The organism is Syntrophomonas curvata, assembly GCF_052976825.1.
In genome coordinates this window covers 38111-58390 of sequence record NZ_CM129641.1, presented here as the reverse complement: position 1 = coordinate 58390, position 20280 = coordinate 38111, and the positions used below count along the sequence as shown (strand labels likewise).

The 20280-nt window shown below is 47.2% G+C and carries 18 protein-coding genes, 2 tRNA genes and 3 rRNA genes; 1 reads left to right on the top strand and 22 read right to left on the bottom strand.

From position 1 onward, the window contains the following. Positions 1 to 8: 8 nt before the first annotated feature. The 5 genes from ACU70B_RS00285 to ACU70B_RS00265 form a co-directional block, all read right to left on the bottom strand. The gene (locus ACU70B_RS00285; protein ID WP_447184370.1) at positions 9 to 458 is read right to left on the bottom strand and encodes a YaaR family protein; all 450 of its coding nucleotides are present in this window, start codon (positions 456 to 458) and stop codon (positions 9 to 11) included. A 21-nt stretch (positions 459 to 479) separates the two neighbouring features. Then, entirely contained in the window at positions 480 to 1124 is a 645-nt protein-coding gene (gene tmk, locus ACU70B_RS00280) for a dTMP kinase (RefSeq protein ID WP_447184369.1), read from the bottom strand. 69 nt (positions 1125 to 1193) lie between these two features. After that, positions 1194 to 2633, bottom strand: a complete 1440-nt coding sequence (locus ACU70B_RS00275; RefSeq protein WP_447184368.1) for an aminotransferase class I/II-fold pyridoxal phosphate-dependent enzyme — start codon at positions 2631 to 2633, stop codon at positions 1194 to 1196. A gap of 125 nt (positions 2634 to 2758) precedes the next feature. After that, positions 2759 to 3682, bottom strand: coding sequence for a diacylglycerol/lipid kinase family protein (locus tag ACU70B_RS00270; RefSeq protein ID WP_447184367.1), 924 nt, complete (start codon positions 3680 to 3682; stop codon positions 2759 to 2761). 100 nt (positions 3683 to 3782) lie between these two features. Continuing rightward, positions 3783 to 4004, bottom strand: coding sequence for a sigma factor G inhibitor Gin (locus ACU70B_RS00265; RefSeq protein ID WP_447184366.1), 222 nt, complete (start codon positions 4002 to 4004; stop codon positions 3783 to 3785). A 220-nt stretch (positions 4005 to 4224) separates the two neighbouring features. Between ACU70B_RS00265 and ACU70B_RS00260 the strand changes: the two genes are divergently transcribed. Beyond that, positions 4225 to 4503 carry a hypothetical protein gene (locus tag ACU70B_RS00260; RefSeq protein WP_447184365.1) on the top strand — a complete coding sequence of 93 codons (279 nt, stop codon included), beginning with the start codon at positions 4225 to 4227 and terminating at the stop codon, positions 4501 to 4503. Positions 4504 to 4651: 148 nt separating this feature from the next. On the opposite strand, the gene ACU70B_RS00255 is transcribed toward ACU70B_RS00260, so the two are convergent. From ACU70B_RS00255 to ACU70B_RS00175, 17 genes are all read right to left on the bottom strand, one after another. Beyond that, positions 4652 to 5863: a thiolase family protein gene (locus ACU70B_RS00255; RefSeq protein WP_447184364.1), complete on the bottom strand. Its 1212-nt coding sequence runs from the start codon at positions 5861 to 5863 to the stop codon at positions 4652 to 4654. 592 nt (positions 5864 to 6455) lie between these two features. After that, positions 6456 to 6568: ribosomal RNA gene (rrf, locus tag ACU70B_RS00250) — 5S ribosomal RNA — on the bottom strand. A 303-nt stretch (positions 6569 to 6871) separates the two neighbouring features. Further along, a 23S ribosomal RNA gene (locus tag ACU70B_RS00245) occupies positions 6872 to 10419 on the bottom strand. A gap of 142 nt (positions 10420 to 10561) precedes the next feature. Next, positions 10562 to 10637: transfer RNA gene (locus ACU70B_RS00240), tRNA-Ala, on the bottom strand. 101 nt (positions 10638 to 10738) lie between these two features. Next, positions 10739 to 10815, bottom strand: a tRNA-Ile gene (locus ACU70B_RS00235). A gap of 68 nt (positions 10816 to 10883) precedes the next feature. Continuing rightward, positions 10884 to 12450, bottom strand: a 16S ribosomal RNA gene (locus tag ACU70B_RS00230). Together the 16S, 23S and 5S rRNA genes with 2 tRNA genes alongside form the textbook arrangement of a ribosomal RNA operon. Before the next feature lie 483 nt (positions 12451 to 12933). Beyond that, positions 12934 to 13665 (bottom strand): hypothetical protein, encoded by a 732-nt coding sequence (locus ACU70B_RS00225; RefSeq protein ID WP_447184363.1) that lies wholly within the window; start codon positions 13663 to 13665, stop codon positions 12934 to 12936. A gap of 25 nt (positions 13666 to 13690) precedes the next feature. Then, positions 13691 to 14236: a papain-like cysteine protease family protein gene (locus ACU70B_RS00220; RefSeq protein ID WP_447184362.1), complete on the bottom strand. Its 546-nt coding sequence runs from the start codon at positions 14234 to 14236 to the stop codon at positions 13691 to 13693. Positions 14237 to 14673: 437 nt separating this feature from the next. Beyond that, positions 14674 to 14937 carry a 4Fe-4S dicluster domain-containing protein gene (locus tag ACU70B_RS00215; RefSeq protein WP_447184361.1) on the bottom strand — a complete coding sequence of 88 codons (264 nt, stop codon included), beginning with the start codon at positions 14935 to 14937 and terminating at the stop codon, positions 14674 to 14676. A 1-nt stretch (position 14938) separates the two neighbouring features. Further along, positions 14939 to 15517 carry a 2-oxoacid:ferredoxin oxidoreductase subunit gamma family protein gene (locus ACU70B_RS00210; protein ID WP_447184360.1) on the bottom strand — a complete coding sequence of 193 codons (579 nt, stop codon included), beginning with the start codon at positions 15515 to 15517 and terminating at the stop codon, positions 14939 to 14941. Between the two features lies 1 nt (position 15518). Beyond that, the gene (locus ACU70B_RS00205; RefSeq protein ID WP_447184359.1) at positions 15519 to 16274 is read right to left on the bottom strand and encodes a thiamine pyrophosphate-dependent enzyme; all 756 of its coding nucleotides are present in this window, start codon (positions 16272 to 16274) and stop codon (positions 15519 to 15521) included. Positions 16275 to 16292: 18 nt separating this feature from the next. Beyond that, entirely contained in the window at positions 16293 to 17384 is a 1092-nt protein-coding gene (locus ACU70B_RS00200; RefSeq protein ID WP_447184358.1) for a ferredoxin oxidoreductase, read from the bottom strand. Positions 17385 to 17438: 54 nt separating this feature from the next. Beyond that, a complete protein-coding gene (locus ACU70B_RS00195; protein WP_447184357.1) occupies positions 17439 to 18122 on the bottom strand; it encodes a hypothetical protein in 684 nt (227 codons plus the stop codon). 326 nt (positions 18123 to 18448) lie between these two features. Further along, positions 18449 to 18715, bottom strand: coding sequence for a pro-sigmaK processing inhibitor BofA family protein (locus ACU70B_RS00190; protein WP_447184356.1), 267 nt, complete (start codon positions 18713 to 18715; stop codon positions 18449 to 18451). Next, complete coding sequence (locus ACU70B_RS00185) at positions 18715 to 19014, bottom strand: DUF2508 family protein (protein WP_447184355.1); 300 nt, start codon at positions 19012 to 19014, stop codon at positions 18715 to 18717. Before ACU70B_RS00185 ends, ACU70B_RS00190 begins: the two co-directional genes overlap by 1 nt. A 63-nt stretch (positions 19015 to 19077) precedes the next feature. Next, a complete protein-coding gene (gene recR, locus ACU70B_RS00180) occupies positions 19078 to 19671 on the bottom strand; it encodes a recombination mediator RecR (protein ID WP_447184354.1) in 594 nt (197 codons plus the stop codon). 274 nt (positions 19672 to 19945) lie between these two features. Then, a complete protein-coding gene (locus ACU70B_RS00175) occupies positions 19946 to 20272 on the bottom strand; it encodes a YbaB/EbfC family nucleoid-associated protein (RefSeq protein ID WP_447184353.1) in 327 nt (108 codons plus the stop codon). Positions 20273 to 20280: the final 8 nt, after the last annotated feature.

Sequence of the window (20280 nt, the reverse complement as noted above, 5' to 3'; positions counted from 1 at the left end):
CCCTATATTCATATCATCAAGTCAACCAGCATCCCCCTGATTTTATCCAGGGCAGCCAGCACCTCAACCGGTTTTTTACGATTTCTGACAAAGTCCTCCATCAACTGTTCCACTTCACTGTCTATGGTAGCAATGGAAATCAACAGGCTGCGCCCTCGTCGATTGCGGCCTCTTTCCTGTTTGACGCTGTAAGCTCGGGTAGTAGCTTCGGTAAGAAATCTTTTCACCATTTTTTTGTAGGTCATTAGATCCTGTACGGTCAAGCTCCTACTTAATCTCTCATTTAAGCGGTCAATCTCTTTCAGGATCTCCTGCATGCGAAGCTTTTCTTCCATATCCCGCCGCTGGGCCAATTCCTGTTCAAAGGAAGAAGGAGCGCCTTTCTTTATCCCCTGCAAGCCAGCTTTGCCCGGAGCAGCAAAGTTATTCAGTTTATCCCGCTCCCGTTCTATTTTCATTAAACTCCCTCCGATCGGAGCCTATAGCCGCTTCAGCAGCAATTTGTCCAGATAGCACAAAGCCTCACCTAACACCCTTTCCGGTTCCTGTCCGGCATCAAGGATCTTTATCCGCTCTCCTTCCTCTCGGGCTAACTGTAAATATCCATCCCGGACCTTTTCCTGGAAAATTAAGCCTTCTTTCTCCAAACGGTCAGGAATATCCTTTTTTCGCCTTTGCAGAGCTTCTTGGCTGTCCATATCCAGCAGCAGGGTCAAATCCGGTTTAAGCCCGCCGGTGCACAGCTGGTTTAACTGCTGTAAAAAATTGAGTTCCAGACCACGTCCATAGCCCTGATAAGCTATGGTGGAATCCATATAACGGTCGGCCAATACTACTTTATCTGCCATCAGGGCCGGACGTATGACCTCTTCCACCACCTGGCTGCGGGCTGCTGCATAAAGCAGGGCTTCCGTTCTGGAAGTCATACCCTGATTGCCGGCATCGAGCAGTAATTTTCTGATTTTTTCGGATATGATATTACCCCCGGGCTCTCTCACTCCCAGCACTTCCAGTCCGCAGTTTTTCTCCAAATAAAGCTGAAGACGCTCTTTCAAACTGGTCTTGCCTGATCCATCTATTCCTTCCAGACTAATAAACAATCCTTTACCTGACAGAATATTCACCTCTTTATATCGGCTTGGCTGCGCTCAACTTATATTCATATAATAGACTATAAACGCTAAACAGGAAACTTAAGACGGCAAATCAATAATGTTAATATAGTTTAGCGCAGCGTCCTCAGGCCCCTGTATCCGGGCACCACTGCGCGATAGATAGGCAAGGTAGTCTATCATTTCCCGGCTGATTAATTCTCCCGGAAGAATGCAGGGTATCCCTGGGGGATAGGCAGCTATCATCTCACCTGCAATCTGGTTTACTCCATCCTTTAAGGCCACACGCCGACAGGGCGCCATAAATGCCTGCCTGGGGCTCAGCAGCATAGGAGGCAACGGATTAAGTTCAACCTTGACCGACTTCCTTCCCTGGCCGGGATAGGAATATGCAATATCCTCCAGGGCCTGATAAAACCTCTTCCAATCCTGGGCCTCATGAAAAATCGAAAACATGGCCAGGATTACATTGCTATCCTCCAGTTCCACCTGAATTCGGTGTTTATCCCTTAGCTGGGACGCAAACTGATAACCGTTTAATGCGGTACCCTGCACCGATACCAGTACCTTGAGAGGGTCAAGCTGTGCTACCCCGGTCACCTCCCGCAATTCCTGCTCACAAGTCTTAAGGCCGGTAATATGATTTATCTGGCAGCGGTAGTGGCGGGAAAATTCGTAGGCCCGCTCCAATAAGGATTCCCCGTTTTCTTCCATAAACTGTCGGGCCAGCTCAATTGAGGCCAGTACCGGATAGGAGGGACTGGTAGTAGCGAGCAGGCTGGCCGCCTTTCTTATCCGGCTATTATCGGCCAAACTAGCAGATAGATGCAGAACGGCACCCTGATTTAAAACCGGCAGGGTCTTATGCAGGCCATTTACCACCGCATCGGCTCCACTCCTCAGAGCCGGTTGGGGATATAATTTACTGAAGCTAAAATGGGCACCATGAGCTTCATCCACCAACAGATTCTTCCCCCAAGTCCGGGTTACTGCAGCGATAGCGGCAATATCGCAGGTAGTTCCATAGTAGCTGGGACTGGCAAAAAACACCGCTTCTGCCTCCGGGTTGCGCCGCAGCAGGCGGTCTATATCCTCGGCGGTAACCGCCAGGGCTATACCCAATCCCGGTTCGGTCTGGACTGGTATATATACCGGCATGGCACCGGAAAGCACCATTCCTCCATAAAAAGAACGGTGGGCATTACGCGGAAGCAATATCTTCTTACCCTCGCTCCCCAGGGCCAGAAATAAGGCATGAATACCCTCGGTAGCACCATTCACCAGGAAACAGCTGTCCCCGGCGGCAAAAGCCCGGGCCAGCAGCTCCTGTGATTGTTGGATGATGCCGGCAGGCAGATGCAGATCATCCAGTCCGGGAACCTCAGTCACATCCAGAGAAGCAAAAGCACTTAATTCCTGCTGTTTAATACCTTTTCCGGCGTGCCCCGGCATATGCAAGCGCAGGAAATCCTTCCCCGCATATGCTTTCAGGGCCGAATAAATAGGGGTTGCTTGCGGCAAATTATTACTCTCCTTTAAAGGCACAGGATAAACCTGCGTGGAGGGAATTCATTCCCCCGGTCTATCCAGGAATAAATTCCCCGCCAATGGTTCGTGGCCCTTTTTCTTTGCAGTCTTTTTGCCTTTCAAATAACCAGTTGTAAGGCGGCAGGCATTATTTCAAACTCGAAATCTCCCCGACCGACTGATTCGCCATCTATCTCCAAATAAATATCCTCAGTCGATTTGATGATCACGTGCCGTCCCCGATGAAATTCGACCTTGGAATGATTTAAATGACCTCCCCGATAAGCACTGGGCATAATCGAGAATAGCTCCATCTTGCCAAAATCTTTCGCAATAATGACATCCAGTAAGCCATCATTGGTAGTGGCCTGCGGGGCTATTTTCACCCCGCCTCCAAAATACTGTCCATTGGTAATAGCAATCAGGCAGGAGCGACCCTTAAATACCTCTTGCCCATCAATACTGGCGGCTAGATAACGATTTTTATACAAAGCTATACTGGTCAGGGCAGCCAGCAGAAATGACCAGAAACCACCCAGCACCTTACTGCTCCGATTGACCCGGGCCACGGTTTCACTGCCAATACCGCTATCAGCAATATTTATGTAATATCGGTTTGAGCGCCTTCCCTCCCAATCGGTATAGGCGGCTCTAACAACATCGCAGGCCTGCAAGCGGTTAATTGCCAGTAAATGGACAAGAAATTGGCCGTCGCTGCTAAAACTAAACAATCGGGCAAAATCACCGCCTGTACCAATGGGAACCACTGCCAGGCAGGCCTCGGGATTAATAATTCCCTCTTCATCATAAAAACCATTTACCACTTCGTTCAAGGTTCCATCCCCGCCTGCGGCCAGGATGCGGTTATACCCCTGCTTCAGGGCTTTTCTGGTTATACTGGTAGCATCAAGAGGACGGGTTGTGAACTGGACATCCATCTTAATTCCTGCTTTCCGTAGAGAGGTATCGACCTGTTGCCATCTCTGTTTACCCCGTTTATTACCAGCACACGGATTTACTACGCATAAGGTCTTGTATTCCAATTCTCTTCACTCTCTCCCCAGCTTACAAAAATAACTCCATTCTTGATTGTATATTAAAAAGGTAAAAAAAATAAGCACTCTTCGTGCTTATTCTCAGGTACTACCAAATCTTCTTCAGTTCCTCCAACAGATAGCGGTATTCACTGCATCCTGCCTGCAGGGAGACAATATGTGCCTCGCATCGCTCACAGATAAAGGCTTTTCTTATCCTTATTCCGCCCCTTATTCCCTTCTCCGGCACTTGCCCACAAAAATGGCAGCGTGGTAAAAGTATTCCTGCAGTTCGCGTATTGTTATTACCGCAGGCCTCCGGCATTTCCATAAATAATCCCCTTTTTAGTGAAATTATCTCCTTCCCTCCATATTTTATGCACCCGGAGCAGCAAGTGTTAACCCGCTGCTGGACATTGTTTAAAACCTACTGGTTTGCTATATTATATACTATCCGGCATTCATAAAAAAAACGTGCTTACCGGGACAAAGCAGGCCCTATCCACAAAACTCGGTAGGTTTTTACCTAATTTAAGGAGATGAATACACCGGTGAAGCTCATGGAATTGTTTACATCGATTCAGGATACGGACCCTCGCAATATGGATATAATCGAGAAAATTACCTACTATACCTGCGCCGCTCATGCTGTTTTTGAAGAGGCCAGAAATACCCTTAACCCTGCTGCTATTGCCCAAGCTGAGCATGCTCTGCATGAAATGCTGGAGGTTATAGACAAGTCCCGAATCCATATTGAAGCTCCTGAAAACCTTGCCATTCTGCAGGAGGCCAATGACTTGCTGCAAGCCGACTACCAGTTATTTAGATAAGATGGTCGCCATCCTTTTGCAGGTATCGGCGGTTTGTTTAAAAAAGGAGCAGGTACAACCGCACCTGCTGAAAAAGGATTTTGAAGGAAGTATTGTATTCGGAAACTGCCCCAGGCCCCCAATATGGGAGTGGGCTGCTCCAGACTAATTAAATATCTCTGGTCCACAACGAAGCCATGCCCGGCCCGCCGCCTACACAGAGGGATGCCCCGCCGACGGTCTTACCCAGTCTTTCCATTTCATAATACAGGCTGACTATGATGCGCAACGCAGTACATCCGACCGGATGACCCAGAGCTATTCCAGAACCATTGTGGTTGATGTTATCAAAATTCATTTCGATACCCGCTTCATCCTTAATCATTTTCTTTACACCAAGAACCTGTGCCGCAAAGGCCTCATTAACCTCCCAGTATTCAACATCTTCATATTTCATGCCTGCCTGAGCCAGACACTTGGGGATAGCCTTGGCGGGCCCAAGGCCCATGACCTTGGCATCTACACCGGCAGAACACACATTAATCAATTTCATTAAAGGCTTAATTCCCAGTTCATCCGCTTTTTTCTTGGTCATAAAGACTGCCGCAGCCGAGGCATCATTCAGTCCGGAAGCATTGGCGGCAGTAGTTACACCGGTTTTGGTAAATGCTGCTGGTAATTTAGCCATCTTTTCCAGACTGGCATCTTTAATGGGATGTTCGTCGTTTTCAAATACCTTGACCCCTTTTTTGGTTTTGATTTCAACCGGTACGATTTCCCGTTTAAATATACCTGATTCAACCGCAGCAGTAGCTCGCTGATGGCTCATCAGAGCCAGTTCGTCACATTCCTCCCGGGTTATTCCGTACACCTCAGCTACTCTATCAGCCGTGCTTCCCATATGTCCTTGAGCCAGAGCGCATACCAGTCCATCTGACAACATGGGATCCTGGAACTTGCCATCGCCCATGCGGTAACCCCATCGGGCATTTTGAACGATATAGGGTATATTGCTCATGCTCTCGGTTCCTATTACCAAAGCTATATCAGTCTTGCCCAGCATAAGACTCATGGCTGCCATTTCCGTAGCTCTCATACCGGAAGCGCAGTTCTGGCTTACCTGGCTGGCAGAAGAACTTATATCCAATCCCAGTGCCATAGCTACCTGGCGCGGAGGCAGAGAGCCATTGCCATGATGCAGACACATGCCCAGCACCAATTCGTCAATCATCTTCGGGTCTATTCCCGCTCTCTTAATTGCTTCTGCTCCTGATATAGTAGAAAGCTGGTTAGCCCGCACGTCTTTCAGCCCCCCGCCATAGTCGCCTATTGGAGTTCTGCAGGCGCTGACCATTACCACTTCATTTATCTCTTTTGACATTTTTTAACCCCCTTATCTGTCTCTCTAACCATTCCAATATATGTGACACCAACATAATCAGCGTAATTTAGAGGTGTCATTACGTTTTTTAGAGCATAACGCCAAGCTGTTAAACCCATCCTCCCTTCATTTGTAGTAATTAAAATTCATTCTTGTCCAGCATTTATGATTGCAAAATACGTTCCACAAAAAGCGATAAATTAATAAACCCAATATTAACTTATGGATTGACAATTATTATCCATTGCATTCCATATATGTTGCTACTTGGTTCAATATTAGGCATAAATCGTTCTATTACGCAGGAATATATTACATATCGGTATTTTTTTCTTGCGCTTATGCAAAAACATATTGCTAAAATGCAATAATTGCATTCTTTCAGTGCTTGTCGATGATGCTAAAAGAAAGGTCCATAAAGAGTCAGGGGGGATTCGATATGTAGCCGGAAAAATAAAGACAGATCCTGGCAACGACGCCTCGCCCAATGCCGCCGAAAAGAAGCCCGCGGGGCAGGACTGGCGGCGCCCGCAGCGGGAGGCTGGAAAAAGAAAGACTCTGCCGATGCAGAGTCTTTCCAGAAAAAATCAAATCCTGGCAACGTCCTACTCTCCCACAGGATTCTGCAGTACCATCGGCGCTGGAGAGCTTAACTTCCGTGTTCGGGATGGGAACGGGTGTGGCCTCTCCGCCATTGTCACCAGGAAATATGATTACGTATTAAGTTTTGCTTAGATTAACCTGTCTGCCGAGTTTTGACTTACGTATGGCGGAGACCGCCATTGCGAGCCGACGATATCTCGGCGAGTGTCGATGGATCGAAGCCGTTAGGCTGAGCATCGACGCACCAGGAAATATGATTACTTGTTTGGTTTTTGTTTCAGTTCCCTGGCCCATGACCTCTGGGTCAGGATGTGATAGCCCGGCATTTCGCTCTTCGCCTTGCTCAGGCGAAACGCTCGTGTTCTCTCAAAACTGCACAGGTATTAAGCAGATACTGTTCTCTTTAAGGTCAAGCCCTCGGTCTATTAGTACCGGTCAGCTTAATGCATCGCTGCACTTACACATCCGGCCTATCAACCACTTAGTCTTAGTGGGACCTTACTTCCTTGACGGAATGGGAGAACTCATCTTGAGGTCGGCTTCGCGCTTAGATGCTTTCAGCGCTTATCACGTCCAGACATAGCTACCCAGCTGTGCCTCTGGCGAGACAACTGGTACACCAGCGGTCTGTCCATCCCGGTCCTCTCGTACTAGGGACAGATCCTCTCAATTCTCCTGCGCCTGCGATGGATAGGGACCGAACTGTCTCACGACGTTCTGAACCCAGCTCACGTACCACTTTAATGGGCGAACAGCCCAACCCTTGGGACCTTCTCCAGCCCCAGGATGTGATGAGCCGACATCGAGGTGCCAAACCTCCCCGTCGATGTGAACTCTTGGGGGAGATAAGCCTGTTATCCCCGGGGTAGCTTTTATCCGATGAGCGACGGCCCTTCCACTCGGCACCGCCGGATCACTAAGCCCGACTTTCGTCCCTGCTCGAGATGTCTCTCTCGCAGTCAAGCTCCCTTATGCCTTTACACTCTTCGCGCGATTTCCATCCGCGCTGAGGGAACCTTTGGGCGCCTCCGTTACTCTTTGGGAGGCGACCGCCCCAGTCAAACTGCCCGCCAGACAATGTCCCTGACCCGGTTTACGGGCCCAGGTTAGAACTCCAGCAATCCAAGAGTGGTATCCCACCAGTGACTCCTCCAAGCCTTGCGACCTGGATTCTTAGTCTCCCACCTATCCTGTACATGCACTACCAAAATCCAATATCAAGCTGCAGTAAAGCTCCACGGGGTCTTTCTGTCCTATCGCAGGTAACCGGCATCTTCACCGGTATTACAATTTCACCGAGCCCCTCGTCGAGACAGCGCCCAGATCGTTACGCCTTTCGTGCGGGTCTGAACTTACCAGACAAGGAATTTCGCTACCTTAGGACCGTTATAGTTACGGCCGCCGTTCACTGGGGCTTCGGCTCAAGCCTTCGCGTTGCCGCTAAGCTCTCCCCTTAACCTTCCAGCACCGGGCAGGCGTCAGCCTCTATACTTCATCTTTCGATTTGGCAGAGACCTGTGTTTTTGCTAAACAGTCGCCTGGGCCTGGTCACTGCGGCTCTCTCACGCAAAGTACATGTTTTACGTACTCACGCTGTCAGAGCACCCCTTCTCCCGAAGTTACGGGGTTATTTTGCCGAGTTCCTTAACGAGGGTTCTCTCGCGCGCCTTAGGATTCTCTCCTCACCTACCTGTGTCGGTTTGCGGTACGGGCACCCGCTTCCTTGCTAGAGGCTTTTCTTGGCAGTTTGGACTCAATGACTTCGGTACTACGCTTCCCTCCCCATCACACCTCAGGCTTACACCAGGCGGATTTGCCTGCCTGGCACCCTACGTGCTTGGACGCACTCTTCCAATCGTGCGCTTCACCTATCCTCCTGCGTCACCCCTTCACTCAATCGGAAACTAGGTGGCACTGGATTTTCAACCAGTTGTCCATCCCCTACGCCTTTCGGCCTCGGGTTAGGTCCCGGCTTACCCTGGGCGGACGAGCCTTCCCCAGGAAACCTTAGGTTTACGGCGGACAGGATTCTCACCTGCCTTCTCGCTTACTTATGCCAGCATTCTCACTTCCTATTAGTCCACTGCTCCTTACGGTACAGCTTCTGCCCCATAGGAACGCTCCCCTACCGATTGAGAAGTGAGATGTGAGAAGTTGGACGCGGGATTTTTATTCCCACTTTTCTATCAGTCTAAAGAGCTGTTTTCCGAGTACATCATAGTCTTCTATGATTTTATCGTCTTGCATGTATCCTAAATCTTTGCTTAACTTTAGAAGAACTATCATTTCGTTGCTGGAACCTAAGGCATTTCTTAGGTAATGCTTGAATTCTTTGGCGGAGTTCTTCCGGCCATAGCCTTCGGCTATGTTGGCTGGTATGGATACTGCTGCTCTTCTTATCTGATATCCTAATTCCCTTTTCTCTGCTTCTGGAAATGTGTTAGTCAGTTTGTGAGCTTGTAGTACTAGTTGGTATGCTTTTTGGTACACTATGAGATCTTCAAAGCTTTTTATCTTTTCTTCTCCCATCTGGCACACCTCTCACTTTTTTCTCACTTCTAACTTCCCACATCTCACTTCTCAATCCCAAAGCTTCGGTACTATGCTTAGCCCCGTTATATTTTCGGCGCAGGGCCACTTGACCAGTGAGCTATTACGCACTCTTTGAATGGTGGCTGCTTCTAAGCCAACATCCTGGCTGTCTGTGCAGCCCTACATCCTTTCCCACTTAGCATAGATTTGGGGACCTTAGCTGTTGGTCTGGGCTGTTTCCCTCTCGTCTACGGACCTTGTTACCCGCAGACTGACTGCTATGTTTTTCCTTATGGTATTCGGAGTTTGGGAAGGTTCGGTAACCGAGTAAGGCCCCTAGCCTAACCAGTGCTCTACCCCCATAAGGCACTTCATAACGCTAGCCCTAAAGCTATTTCGGGGAGAACCAGCTATCTCCGGGTTCGATTGGCATTTCACCCCTATCCACAGCTCATCCACGCACTTTTTAACGTACTCTGGTTCGGGCCTCCATCTCGTGTTACCGAGACTTCACCCTGGCCATGGATAGATCACCCGGTTTCGGGTCTACCGTATCATACTTTTTCGCCCTTTTAAGACTCGCTTTCGCTTCGGCTCCATCCTTTTTTGATTTAACCTCGCATGATACCGTAACTCGCTGGCCCATTCTACAAAAGGTACGCCATCACACTTGGGAAGTGAGAGGTGAGAGGTTGGGTTGACAGGTGTGAGGTGCGATGTTGGAGGTGAGACATTTCTCACTTCTAACTTCCCGCTTCTCACTTCTCAATTAACTTCCCACTTCTCACTTCCCAATAGTGCTCTGACTGTTTGTAGGCATACGGTTTCAGGTTCTTTTTCACTCCCCTCCCGGGGTGCTTTTCACCTTTCCCTCACGGTACTGTTCGCTATCGGTCGCCAGTTAGTATTTAGCCTTGGAAGGTGGTCCTCCCTGCTTCCCACCGGGTTCCACGTGTCCGGCGGTACTCGGGGTCCTGACTAAGAGTCCGATGTTTTTCGGCTACGAGGCTTTCACTCTCTGCGGCCTGACTTTCCAGACAGGTTCGCCTAAATATCGGTTTTGTAACTCTTTGACAGCTCTGCAATTCTGCCCTGTCAGCCCCTCAACCCCTCATATGCAACGCTTGCAGGCTTACACATATAAGGTTTGGGCTCTTTCCCGTTCGCTCGCCGCTACTAGGAAAATCTCTCTTGATTTCTCTTCCTCCGGTTACTAAGATGTTTCAGTTCACCGGGTCTCGCTTCTCCTACCCTATGTGTTCAGGTAGGGATGATACCTGTTCTCAGGTACCGGGTTTCCCCATTCGGATATCCACGGATCTATGCTCGCTTGCAGCTCCCCGTGGCGTTTCGCCGCTAGCCGCGTCCTTCTTCGCCTTCTGGCGCCAAGGCATCCACCATACGCCCTTTTTATCTTGACCTTTGCGAGAGAACTTTCTTTCGTTTAGCGGGTCTTTTGAACCTCGATTCGCCATTCCCGCTTCCCTCGAATGAAATTGTTCTGCTTTTTTTATCCTGTGCAGTTTTCAAAGAACTTTCAGTGAATCTATCACTATAATAATATGGTGGAGATGAGGAGACTCGAACTCCTGACCCCCTGCTTGCAAGGCAGGTGCTCTCCCAACTGAGCTACACCCCCGTATTTGGAAGTGGAAGGGGAGATGTTTGATGCAGGCAAAAATAGAATCGGCACCGCCGATTTCTTTTCCCACTTCTAACTTCTCAGTTCACACATCACAATGGTGGGCCTAGATGGATTTGAACCATCGACCTCACGCTTATCAGGCGTGCGCTCTAACCGACTGAGCTATAGGCCCTTGATATATAAAACGAACAGCAAGGTCGAAGTGATCGACCTGTTTCGGGTGTTAACCCTACTCCTTAGAAAGGAGGTGATCCATCCGCACCTTCCGGTACGGATACCTTGTTACGACTTCACCCCAATCACCAACCCCACCTTCGACGGCTCTCTCTATTGCTAGTTGAGTCACCGGCTTCGGGTGTTGCCGACTTTCGTGGTGTGACGGGCGGTGTGTACAAGGCCCGGGAACGCATTCACCGCGACATGCTGATTCGCGATTACTAGCGATTCCGACTTCATGCAGTCGAGTTGCAGACTGCAATCCGAACTGAGAATGGCTTTTTGAGATTCGCTCCACTTCGCAGTCTCGCTGCTCTCTGTACCATCCATTGTAGCACGTGTGTAGCCCAGATCATAAAGGGCATGATGATTTGACGTCATCCCCACCTTCCTCCCGCTTGTCACGGGCAGTCCCATTAGAGTGCTCAGCTTTGCCTGTTAGCAACTAATAGCAAGGGTTGCGCTCGTTGCGGGACTTAACCCAACATCTCACGACACGAGCTGACGACAACCATGCACCACCTGTCTCAGAGCTCCCGAAGGCACCCCCTGCTTTCACAAAGGTCCTCTGGATGTCAAGACCTGGTAAGGTTCTTCGCGTTGCATCGAATTAAACCACATGCTCCACCGCTTGTGCGGGCCCCCGTCAATTCCTTTGAGTTTCAGCCTTGCGACCGTACTCCCCAGGCGGGATACTTATTGCGTTAGCTGCGGCACGGAAGGGGTCGATACCTCCCACACCTAGTATCCATCGTTTACGGCGTGGACTACCAGGGTATCTAATCCTGTTTGCTACCCACGCTTTCGCACCTCAGCGTCAGGGTCAGTCCAGGCAGCCGCCTTCGCCACTGGTGTTCCTCCTGATTTCTACGCATTTCACCGCTACACCAGGAATTCCACTGCCCTCTCCTGCCCTCAAGATATCCAGTTTCAGATGCAACCCCAGGGTTGGGCCCCGGTCTTTCACATCTGACTTAGTTATCCGCCTACGTGCTCTTTACGCCCAGTAATTCCGGACAACGCTCGCCCCCTACGTCTTACCGCGGCTGCTGGCACGTAGTTAGCCGGGGCTTGCTGGTAAGGTACCGTCATTCCGTATCACTATTCGCAATACGAACTTTCGTCCCTTACAACAGAGCTTTACGACCCTAAGGCCTTCTTCGCTCACGCGGCGTCGCTGCGTCAGGGTTTCCCCCATTGCGCAATATTCCCCACTGCTGCCTCCCGTAGGAGTCTGGGCCGTGTCTCAGTCCCAGTGTGGCCGTTCACCCTCTCAGGCCGGCTACTGATCGTCGCCTTGGTAGGCCGTTACCCCACCAACCAGCTAATCAGACGCGGGCCCATCCATAAGCGATAGCATATTCAGAGGCCATCTTTTCTATCAAGGTCATGCCACCTCAATAGTTTATGCGGTATTAGCAGTCGTTTCCAACTGTTATCCCCCTCTTATGGGTAGGTTGCCCACGCGTTACTCACCCGTCCGCCACTAAGATTATTAAATCGCAAGCTTCATTAATAATCTCCGTTCGACTTGCATGTGTTAGGCACGCCGCCAGCGTTCGTCCTGAGCCAGGATCAAACTCTCCAATGAAAGTTTATTTCCTAGCCTCAATCTCTTAAGGCTGACTTTTCGTTGTCTCTTTTCGGAGTCCTGGCTTTCATTTCTTTAACAAAAATGTAGTTCCATTTCTCCCGCACTTCTTTCCTTGCTGTTCTGTTTTATCAAGATCCTGCGCCCCTCTCTCATGGGCGCAAAACATATATTATCATGCCCCTGTTTCTATGTCAAGCGCTATTCTTTGCTTATTAATCTTTGCTTTCCGGGGGCATAAAATAAGTACTTCGCAAATTAGGCTGCACAAGTACTTTTCTATTATATATCTAAGTTTATAATTTGACAACAGATTTACTGTTTCCATAAGCTCTTAGCTAAAGGCTGATGGGGTAAACAGATTTATCAGGAGGAGGAAAATCCCTACTGTCAGAAAGATGTCCCTCATTTATTAAATGCTGATTATGATACAAAAAGTAGGTCAACTTCCTTTACCCCAGTGAGTTTATTACAGGATCCTTTTTACTTCTTTAGTATAAAATGAATGTAGTTTGCTAAACGTAAAAAAATGTTTTCCTGTTTAAATGGTGCGGATATATCAGTCTTCATACTCCCCGATACCCCTTCCTCCGGATTTAGTCCTTTATTAATCTTAGACATCTTTTCAACTTTTTCCCCTAAAACTGATTTTAATTTGTCAGAAGACATCAATTCCTTTGATTTTAGCCCATACTCAGGATCATCATAAAAAGGTATATATCCAAAGTTCTTTCCGTCCTTATTGTTTAATACAAAGGTTTCTCCGGCAAATCCTAATATTTTGGCATCCGCTACATCAAATCCTTCTCGTTTGGATACATCATAAATGGTCTGGCATAGATTGCCGCCAACGTCCACTTTCTCCCATTTTCCGTTTTCTAACACAACAGTCAGGTCAGTGACGGGCTCCCCATCTACCATAACCGGGAACACATAAAAAATAGCAGGTTTAACTTGGTTAATTAGATGGTCATACATATCTAGATCATTAATATTAAATCTGGGAATTGGAGTCCCTAACTCCGCTAGCTTTACATCTTCCTGGCTGAAAAAATTAAAATCTCTATAATAAGCTTCCATCGTGCTTCTGAAAAAGTCTAAACTTTCTTCAGCACATATCCGTGCCTGTTCTTCGGCGGAAACAGCATAGCTTATTCCAGTTATAAGCAATATAGCAAGTATCAGCAAGCTTCCTGCTAATCCCATCTTTCGCATTTAACTCAACTCCTTAATGAATCTTCTATTGACAACTGAATATACTATGGATCCAATTATAGTATTGATTATCCCAATGGGTACCACTGCAATACTTCGTATATTGCTGGGCGTGGTAGCTTCCGTTTGATGGATCAAAAAATAGGACTGTATCATTAGATGTATCATAACCTCTAATTACATTATTGTGGAAAGCTCCAGAAAGAGGATCTAATACTGTAAGTATTGGATGGTCATTATTGATTTGAGATACAACTGCAGTATAAGAAAGCGGATTAAATTGGCGCGAACTAGATACCTGCCAATTTGTTAATACACTTCTAATCTGGTCAGTTGTTGCTCCTTGATTTATGGGACTTCCGAAAAGAAAGGTTGCCTCGTCTGACTGACTTGGTGATGAACCTTTGCAGAATTGAATTATACTTTTATCGCACGCAGCCCAGCACCACATACTTTGCGCTTGAGTGACTGCTGTTACCGACAATAATTTTCTCGCCGCAAAAGCTGGCGTTGAACAAACTAATATTAATATCATAATAATACACGCAGTTGAGACAATACGTTTAAACATTATATAACCCTCCTTAACTTAGTGAATTAAATGAGTTTTTAATTAACCGTTAGTCTTCACCTCCATTGTCATTATTTGACACCCACCCCTATTCCAATTATGTCGCCTTTTTTGGTTTTGTCAACCCAAATTTTCCATAATTCGTAAAATAAAAAGACGGCTTGGTTATTTGGGATTGACATAAACCATTAAGCCGTCTTTTATAAATGATATTATTAAGTGCCCCTCTTTTTTAGCCAATTTACTAATATAGTGCAATCGGGGCAGATCATTTCACAAATATTACAGGCTATTCCGCTGTCTCCATCTTTTGGCTTCACCGTATACGTTACTATAGACACCCATTTTCCGACCATTCCAGTACATCATTGAGACACTTTTCTTTACTATTTCGTTTTTATCTGTCTCCTTGACAGGGAGCAGTTCAGTTTTTTATACTATAGCGCTTTTTTCTGGCGAATTTTTTCTACCAGAATGGCACAGTCGGGGCATACCATTTCACATATGTTGCAGGCTATGCAACTGTCCTCATCCTTGGGCTTTACCGTAGGGGTGCCGTACACACCCAACTTATCCGACCATACCAGGACACCGTTAGGGCACTTTTCTTTACACAGGCCGCAGCCTTTGCAGTAATCCGGGAATATATGAAAAATTGCTTTTTCCAGGGGGAAGGTTATTGGCTTCAATTCTCTACCCATATTAAAACACCCCTTCCTTCAGGGACTCTTCAGCCATTTTTTTACCCAGTTCCAGCGCCTTGAAGTTAAGCTCTCTCAAGTTTGGATTCTTTTCAAATTTATAACCCAGTTTATGCTCCAGGGCTTCTTTGGCTGCTTCAAATGCTACCATATTGGTAAGCCCGATCACCGCACCCATAATAATAATGTTGAAGACCCGGGGGTGTAACTGCTGATTAGCAGTGTCAATGGCTGGTAAACCAATGATTTTCTTAGCCTCCCGGGGCAAGTCACCCGAATCTACCTTGAACCCGGTGTCATAAACAAACAGGGTGTTCTGGTCGGAATAATTTGCCGTCCTCCCAACAGCCCTTTCACTCAGGGCGATAACCACATCCGCTTTATTGAATTTGGGGGCGCCTATTCTCTCGTCACTGACCTGAATAAAGGCGATGGATACGCCCCCCCTTTGCTCCAGGCCAAAGTTGGGGATATATATTGTTTGCTTTTGCTCATTATAAGCAGCCTCCGCCAGTATCTCCGCTACCGATTGTACTCCCTGTCCGCCTTCACCAGCCAGCGCTATTCTTAATAAAGCCATTTTACTTATCCCCCTTTCCGAAGGGGCTTTTCAGTTCTCCCACCGGGAAATACTGCTCCATCTCATCTTCCAGGAAATGCCAGGTCTGTTGAGCATTTGTTCTCCAGTTGGTGGGACAGGTAGAAAGAACCTCCACAAAGGAGAACCCATTACCTTCTATTTGATTGCGCAAGGCATTTCTCAAGAATCTTTTCAGCTGCTTGTATTTGGATACGGTTGCCCGGGCTACATAAGCATTGTCAGGGGTAAGCTGGGCCACGAATTCCGGCCCTTTGGTCGGATAGCCGGTCAATTCCGGGTCCCGCCCGAAGGGAGTGGTTTCTGTTTTTTGTCCGGGAAGGGTGGTGGGCGCCATCTGTCCTCCGGTCATGCCGTAATTGGTATTGTTGACCAGTATCAGGGTAACCTTTTCGTTTCTCACCGCTGCATTAAGCAGATGCTGGGAGCCGATGGAATATCCGCCTCCGTCACCCATATACCCTATAGTGATAAGTTCCGGCCGGGCTCTTTTTATGCCTACCATAACCGGAGTGGTCCTGCCATGGTGTGTCTGAGTACTGTCACAGGCAAAAAAGTCCCACGATAATAATGAACAGCCTATGTCACAGCCAAATATGGTTTTATCCTGTATCTCCAGTTCATCTATCACTTCACCCAGGGCTTTTAACACAATCCCGTGTCCGCAGCCCGGGCAGAATTTATGCGGTTTGGATGGCAAATACCATGATTTCGGTGTTGCGGGTGCTACATTTTCCATTTCAATATACCCCCTTCCTTATATAATGCTCTTTACTTTATTAATAATGTCGTAATCAATAATTCCAACCCCGGGCATAAACAAGGTTTCTATATTTACGGTTTCTCCGTAAATTTCCTGCCTGGTTAAACGGTACAATTGCCCGTAAGCGGATTCGGCCACCAGCAGTTTTTTGGCCCCGCTTTTAGCTATTGCTTCCCGCAGTTGGTTTTCCGGATAAGGCCTTAAGGTTATAGGTCGGAAATACCCAACTTTGATGCCCTGGGCACGCAGAACTTTAACGGCATCATCAGCTGCCCGTGAAACTACCCCATGGGATACTACTATTATTTCAGCATCATCGCATTCTTTTTCCTCATATTCCACTACTTCGGGGCTAATGGCTTCAAATTCAGCAGAATACTTCATGACTATTTCATAGAGCTCTTCTTCCAGGCTATAGATATTACACAGGTGTTGGGGATCCCGCTGGGAGGCGGCAATACTGCCTTCTACCCCAACCAGAGGATAGGTATCGACCATTTTAATGCCCCGGTCTCCGGGATCATACATTTCCAGTGGTTCTCTCATTTTGGCCTGGTAGCCGTCTCCCAGAATAAAGGTGGGGAATCTGTATTTCCAAGCCGTATTAAAGCCCTTAATAATATAATCGTATATTTCCTGATGAGTAGCAGTGGAGTATACGATACGGTGCCCTTCCCCATTACCTCCAAAGGTGGTCAGGGTTACTTCCTGCTGGGAATAAACTACGGTCCCCGAAGAAGGACCTCCTCGTTGCTGGATTACAGCAACCAGAGGCAGCCTCATACCCTCTGCCATACCAAAGGGCTCCTGCATTAGGACGTTACCTGGGCCAGCCGTAGCGGTAAAAGCCTTTTTGCCGCTCTGGACTGCTCCGCAAACAGTAAATCCGGCGGAGATTTCGTCTTCGGTTTGGAGAAAACTCCTTTCATACCGGGGAGCCAGACGGGTCCAGTAATGCATTATTTCATTCTGGGGAGTAATCGGATAGCCAAACATAACATCAGCGCCAGAAACCAGTGCCGCCCAGGCTGCGGTTTCATTACCAGTCATAAATGCTTTTTTAGTCTCGGTGATGACCTTCTGCATTTATATTGAACACCTCCCATTTTTGTCTTATAAGCTAGATTGCAGCAAATTGGGTTACCATAAAGCCTGTGGCATGTATCTGTGTATAAACTTGACTGGAACCTCAAATTCTTCTTGCTTAATCAAACCCATCATATTTTCATCTACGGCCAAATAATCCACTGGGATACTTAGCTTTTGTGCTACGGCCAGTATCTCCTGGGTTCCCTTTTTGATGATATCAGTTGTAGTCTGGTCTCCCAGATGAGTGTTGGCTACTATGGCATCTACTCTACCCAGATGGTTGATATATTCTAGTATTCTTTCCTGGCTATCAGTCATGGGGCGGGTATAATTAATTACCGCAATAACGCGCAATTCCGCCGATTCATTGGCTCCCTCAACCAGGTTTAGGGTTTGGGCGCCGAAAACACCGTAGCCGATATCAAGGATTATATCCCCTTCGCGCCACAGTGCCCATCTGGCTGCGGGATTGAGCATGGCTCCGGTTTCCCCTAGGCCAAAGGCATTTTCCCTGGAATAACTGATAACGGTGAGGCCTTTTTCTTCCAGGATTTTTTTTATTGGTCTTAAAGTATAAAAAGGCTCTACCGTGTCCAGGTCTACCAAGGTTACCATATGTCCCTGGATTTTAAGATCTAGAGCCCTGTTTATAGATAATTCGCTTTTACCACTGGCGTACTCTCCAACATATGCTTCTACAACCTTTGCCGGAATTTCTGGACTAAAAGCAAACACCTCCTGCAGGTCTAAATATTGTAATTGTTATTAGTATAAAATAGGTCTTAATTATGAGTCAATAATAATATGATTTGGACAAATAATACTCACATTTAATCCTTGACGGTTAATTAAATGCACTATTTTAAATCCAGAATCTTGCTCACAATAAAGATTAAATTTAATAATACACTTTTTACTTATATGAATGCACTATTTTTTTGTTAATTTTAGATTAAGATTTGTTTTAATTATGTTAATATGGTTTGCTTTATTAATTATCTTTATCAAAAATAAAAAAGGCCGACTACGGCCTTTTTTAAAAATCTCATTTTAAAGGATATTTACTGCATCAACAATTGCAGGCAGATGAGCAGAAGAACACCGGGTATACCTAAAAAGCCAGCAATCAAAACACTTATGATATTTACCGGCAGGGAAAACTCAAAAAACGCCCCCAGATAATTGACCAACAATAACAAAACCAAGCCTACTACAGAGTTTATTGCCAGCTTCCAGAGCAATTTTACCGGTTTGATGAACACCTGGGCCACTATGTAGATGATAATCAATAAAAAAAGCGCCGCTATGATTACATTCAGCATCTCCATTATTCCACCCCGTTTCCGCCTAACTGGCCAATCATAGTCGTATTCTTCCGGGAGTAGCGCTCCTGTTTTATTTGTTTAATCAGGTAATTGTAACGCTTTTCTGCAGCGTTGATGCTGAAGATGGCACAGTCCACCATGTCTTCGTCCAGCATCCTGGCAAACATATTATGCGCACACATGAGTTCCAGATGAGCCTGCTTTAATAATTGCTTATCGGAGTAGTCCTGCTTATCCGGGCGATCATCACCCAAAATCCGGTAAGCAAGGAACTGGCTATACAGCCTGGACCATATTCCCATAGAAAAACCTCCTGGCATATCTTAGTATGTTACCCATCCTATGCCATGAGGTTCAATTTTATGTTATATTTCTTTACGGCCTTCCAGAGCCCGGCGCAGGGTGATTTCATCCGCAAATTCGATGTCTCCGCCTACCGGCAGGCCATGCGCCAGGCGGGTGGCTTTGACCCCGTGGCTGGCAGCCAGCCCGGCCAGATAGCGCGACATTACTTCCCCCTCAATATCCGGGTTAAGGGCCAGTACTACTTCTTTTACTTCCCCGGAAGCCAACTGGCTTATAAATGAGTCCAGCTTCAAGTCCTCTAAATTATTGTCATCCATGAGGTTGAAGTTTTTGTTTAAAACATAGTATCTGCCCCGGTATCCGGTACGCTCCATGGCAATAATATCACTGGCCTCTTCGGCCACACACAGCATGCTTTTCTCCCGGGTTTCATCCTGACATATAAAACAGGGGTCGCTATCGGTAAGGTACCCGCAGTGAGAGCAGGGAAAAACTTTTTCCCGGGCATCAATTATGGCCTGGGCCAACTGCCGGGCCTCTGCAGCCGGCATCTTTAATATATACAAAGCCAGCCTCTGCGCAGTCTTGGGCCCGATAGTGGGAAGTTTGAGCAAATTATCGATAAGATTTTCCAGCGGCCGGGCAAGTCTCATTTCGGACCTCCTGAGTAGTATTTATATGGAGATTACGGGATTTAGGAACCACAGAATTACACAGATTAATTAGAAAACAGACGCGGATCACGCACCCATAGGGCCCACTGATGCTCGCTGCCGCTCACTATTAATGCAGCTGATTAATAAGGGCTACACGGATTTTTTAAAGAAATTTTTCCGCGTTATTCCTAATTGATTTCCCATATTCCGCATCAAAAAATTATTTGGCAAAGCAGTTATTTAACATCGCAGATCTATGGTTATTATTTGACTATAGTCCGGGGATGTTGAAGCCGCCGGTGATTTTGGCCATTTCGGTGGAAACCATTTCCTGGGACTGCCGGATTCCTTCATTGACGGCGGCCATAACCAGGTCTTCCAGCATTTCGATGTCTTCCGGGTCTACTACCTCGGGTTTGATTTTAATGGCCAATAATTCCTGCTTGCCGTTTACCCTGACCGTAATGGCCCCGCCGCCGGCAGAGGTTTCAATTTCCCTTTGCTGCAGCTCCTCCTGCATTTTTACAATCTGCTCCTGTACCTGCTTGGCCTGTTTTATCATTTTGTTCATAGATCCGCCGCCAGGGTTGAATTTCATTGACACAT

Coding starts and splice junctions, on each gene's coding strand:
- ACU70B_RS00285 (WP_447184370.1), bottom strand. CDS start 458: ATGAAAATAGAACGGGAGCGGGATAAACTGAATAACTTTGCTGCTCCG.
- ACU70B_RS00265 (WP_447184366.1), bottom strand. CDS start 4,004: ATGGAAATGCCGGAGGCCTGCGGTAATAACAATACGCGAACTGCAGGA.
- ACU70B_RS00255 (WP_447184364.1), bottom strand. CDS start 5,863: ATGTCAAAAGAGATAAATGAAGTGGTAATGGTCAGCGCCTGCAGAACT.
- ACU70B_RS00225 (WP_447184363.1), bottom strand. CDS start 13,665: ATGCGAAAGATGGGATTAGCAGGAAGCTTGCTGATACTTGCTATATTG.
- ACU70B_RS00220 (WP_447184362.1), bottom strand. CDS start 14,236: ATGTTTAAACGTATTGTCTCAACTGCGTGTATTATTATGATATTAATA.
- ACU70B_RS00215 (WP_447184361.1), bottom strand. CDS start 14,937: ATGGGTAGAGAATTGAAGCCAATAACCTTCCCCCTGGAAAAAGCAATT.
- ACU70B_RS00210 (WP_447184360.1), bottom strand. CDS start 15,517: ATGGCTTTATTAAGAATAGCGCTGGCTGGTGAAGGCGGACAGGGAGTA.
- ACU70B_RS00205 (WP_447184359.1), bottom strand. CDS start 16,274: ATGGAAAATGTAGCACCCGCAACACCGAAATCATGGTATTTGCCATCC.
- ACU70B_RS00200 (WP_447184358.1), bottom strand. CDS start 17,384: ATGCAGAAGGTCATCACCGAGACTAAAAAAGCATTTATGACTGGTAAT.
- ACU70B_RS00190 (WP_447184356.1), bottom strand. CDS start 18,715: ATGGAGATGCTGAATGTAATCATAGCGGCGCTTTTTTTATTGATTATC.
- ACU70B_RS00185 (WP_447184355.1), bottom strand. CDS start 19,014: ATGGGAATATGGTCCAGGCTGTATAGCCAGTTCCTTGCTTACCGGATT.
- recR (WP_447184354.1), bottom strand. CDS start 19,671: ATGAGACTTGCCCGGCCGCTGGAAAATCTTATCGATAATTTGCTCAAA.
- ACU70B_RS00175 (WP_447184353.1), bottom strand. CDS start 20,272: ATGAAATTCAACCCTGGCGGCGGATCTATGAACAAAATGATAAAACAG.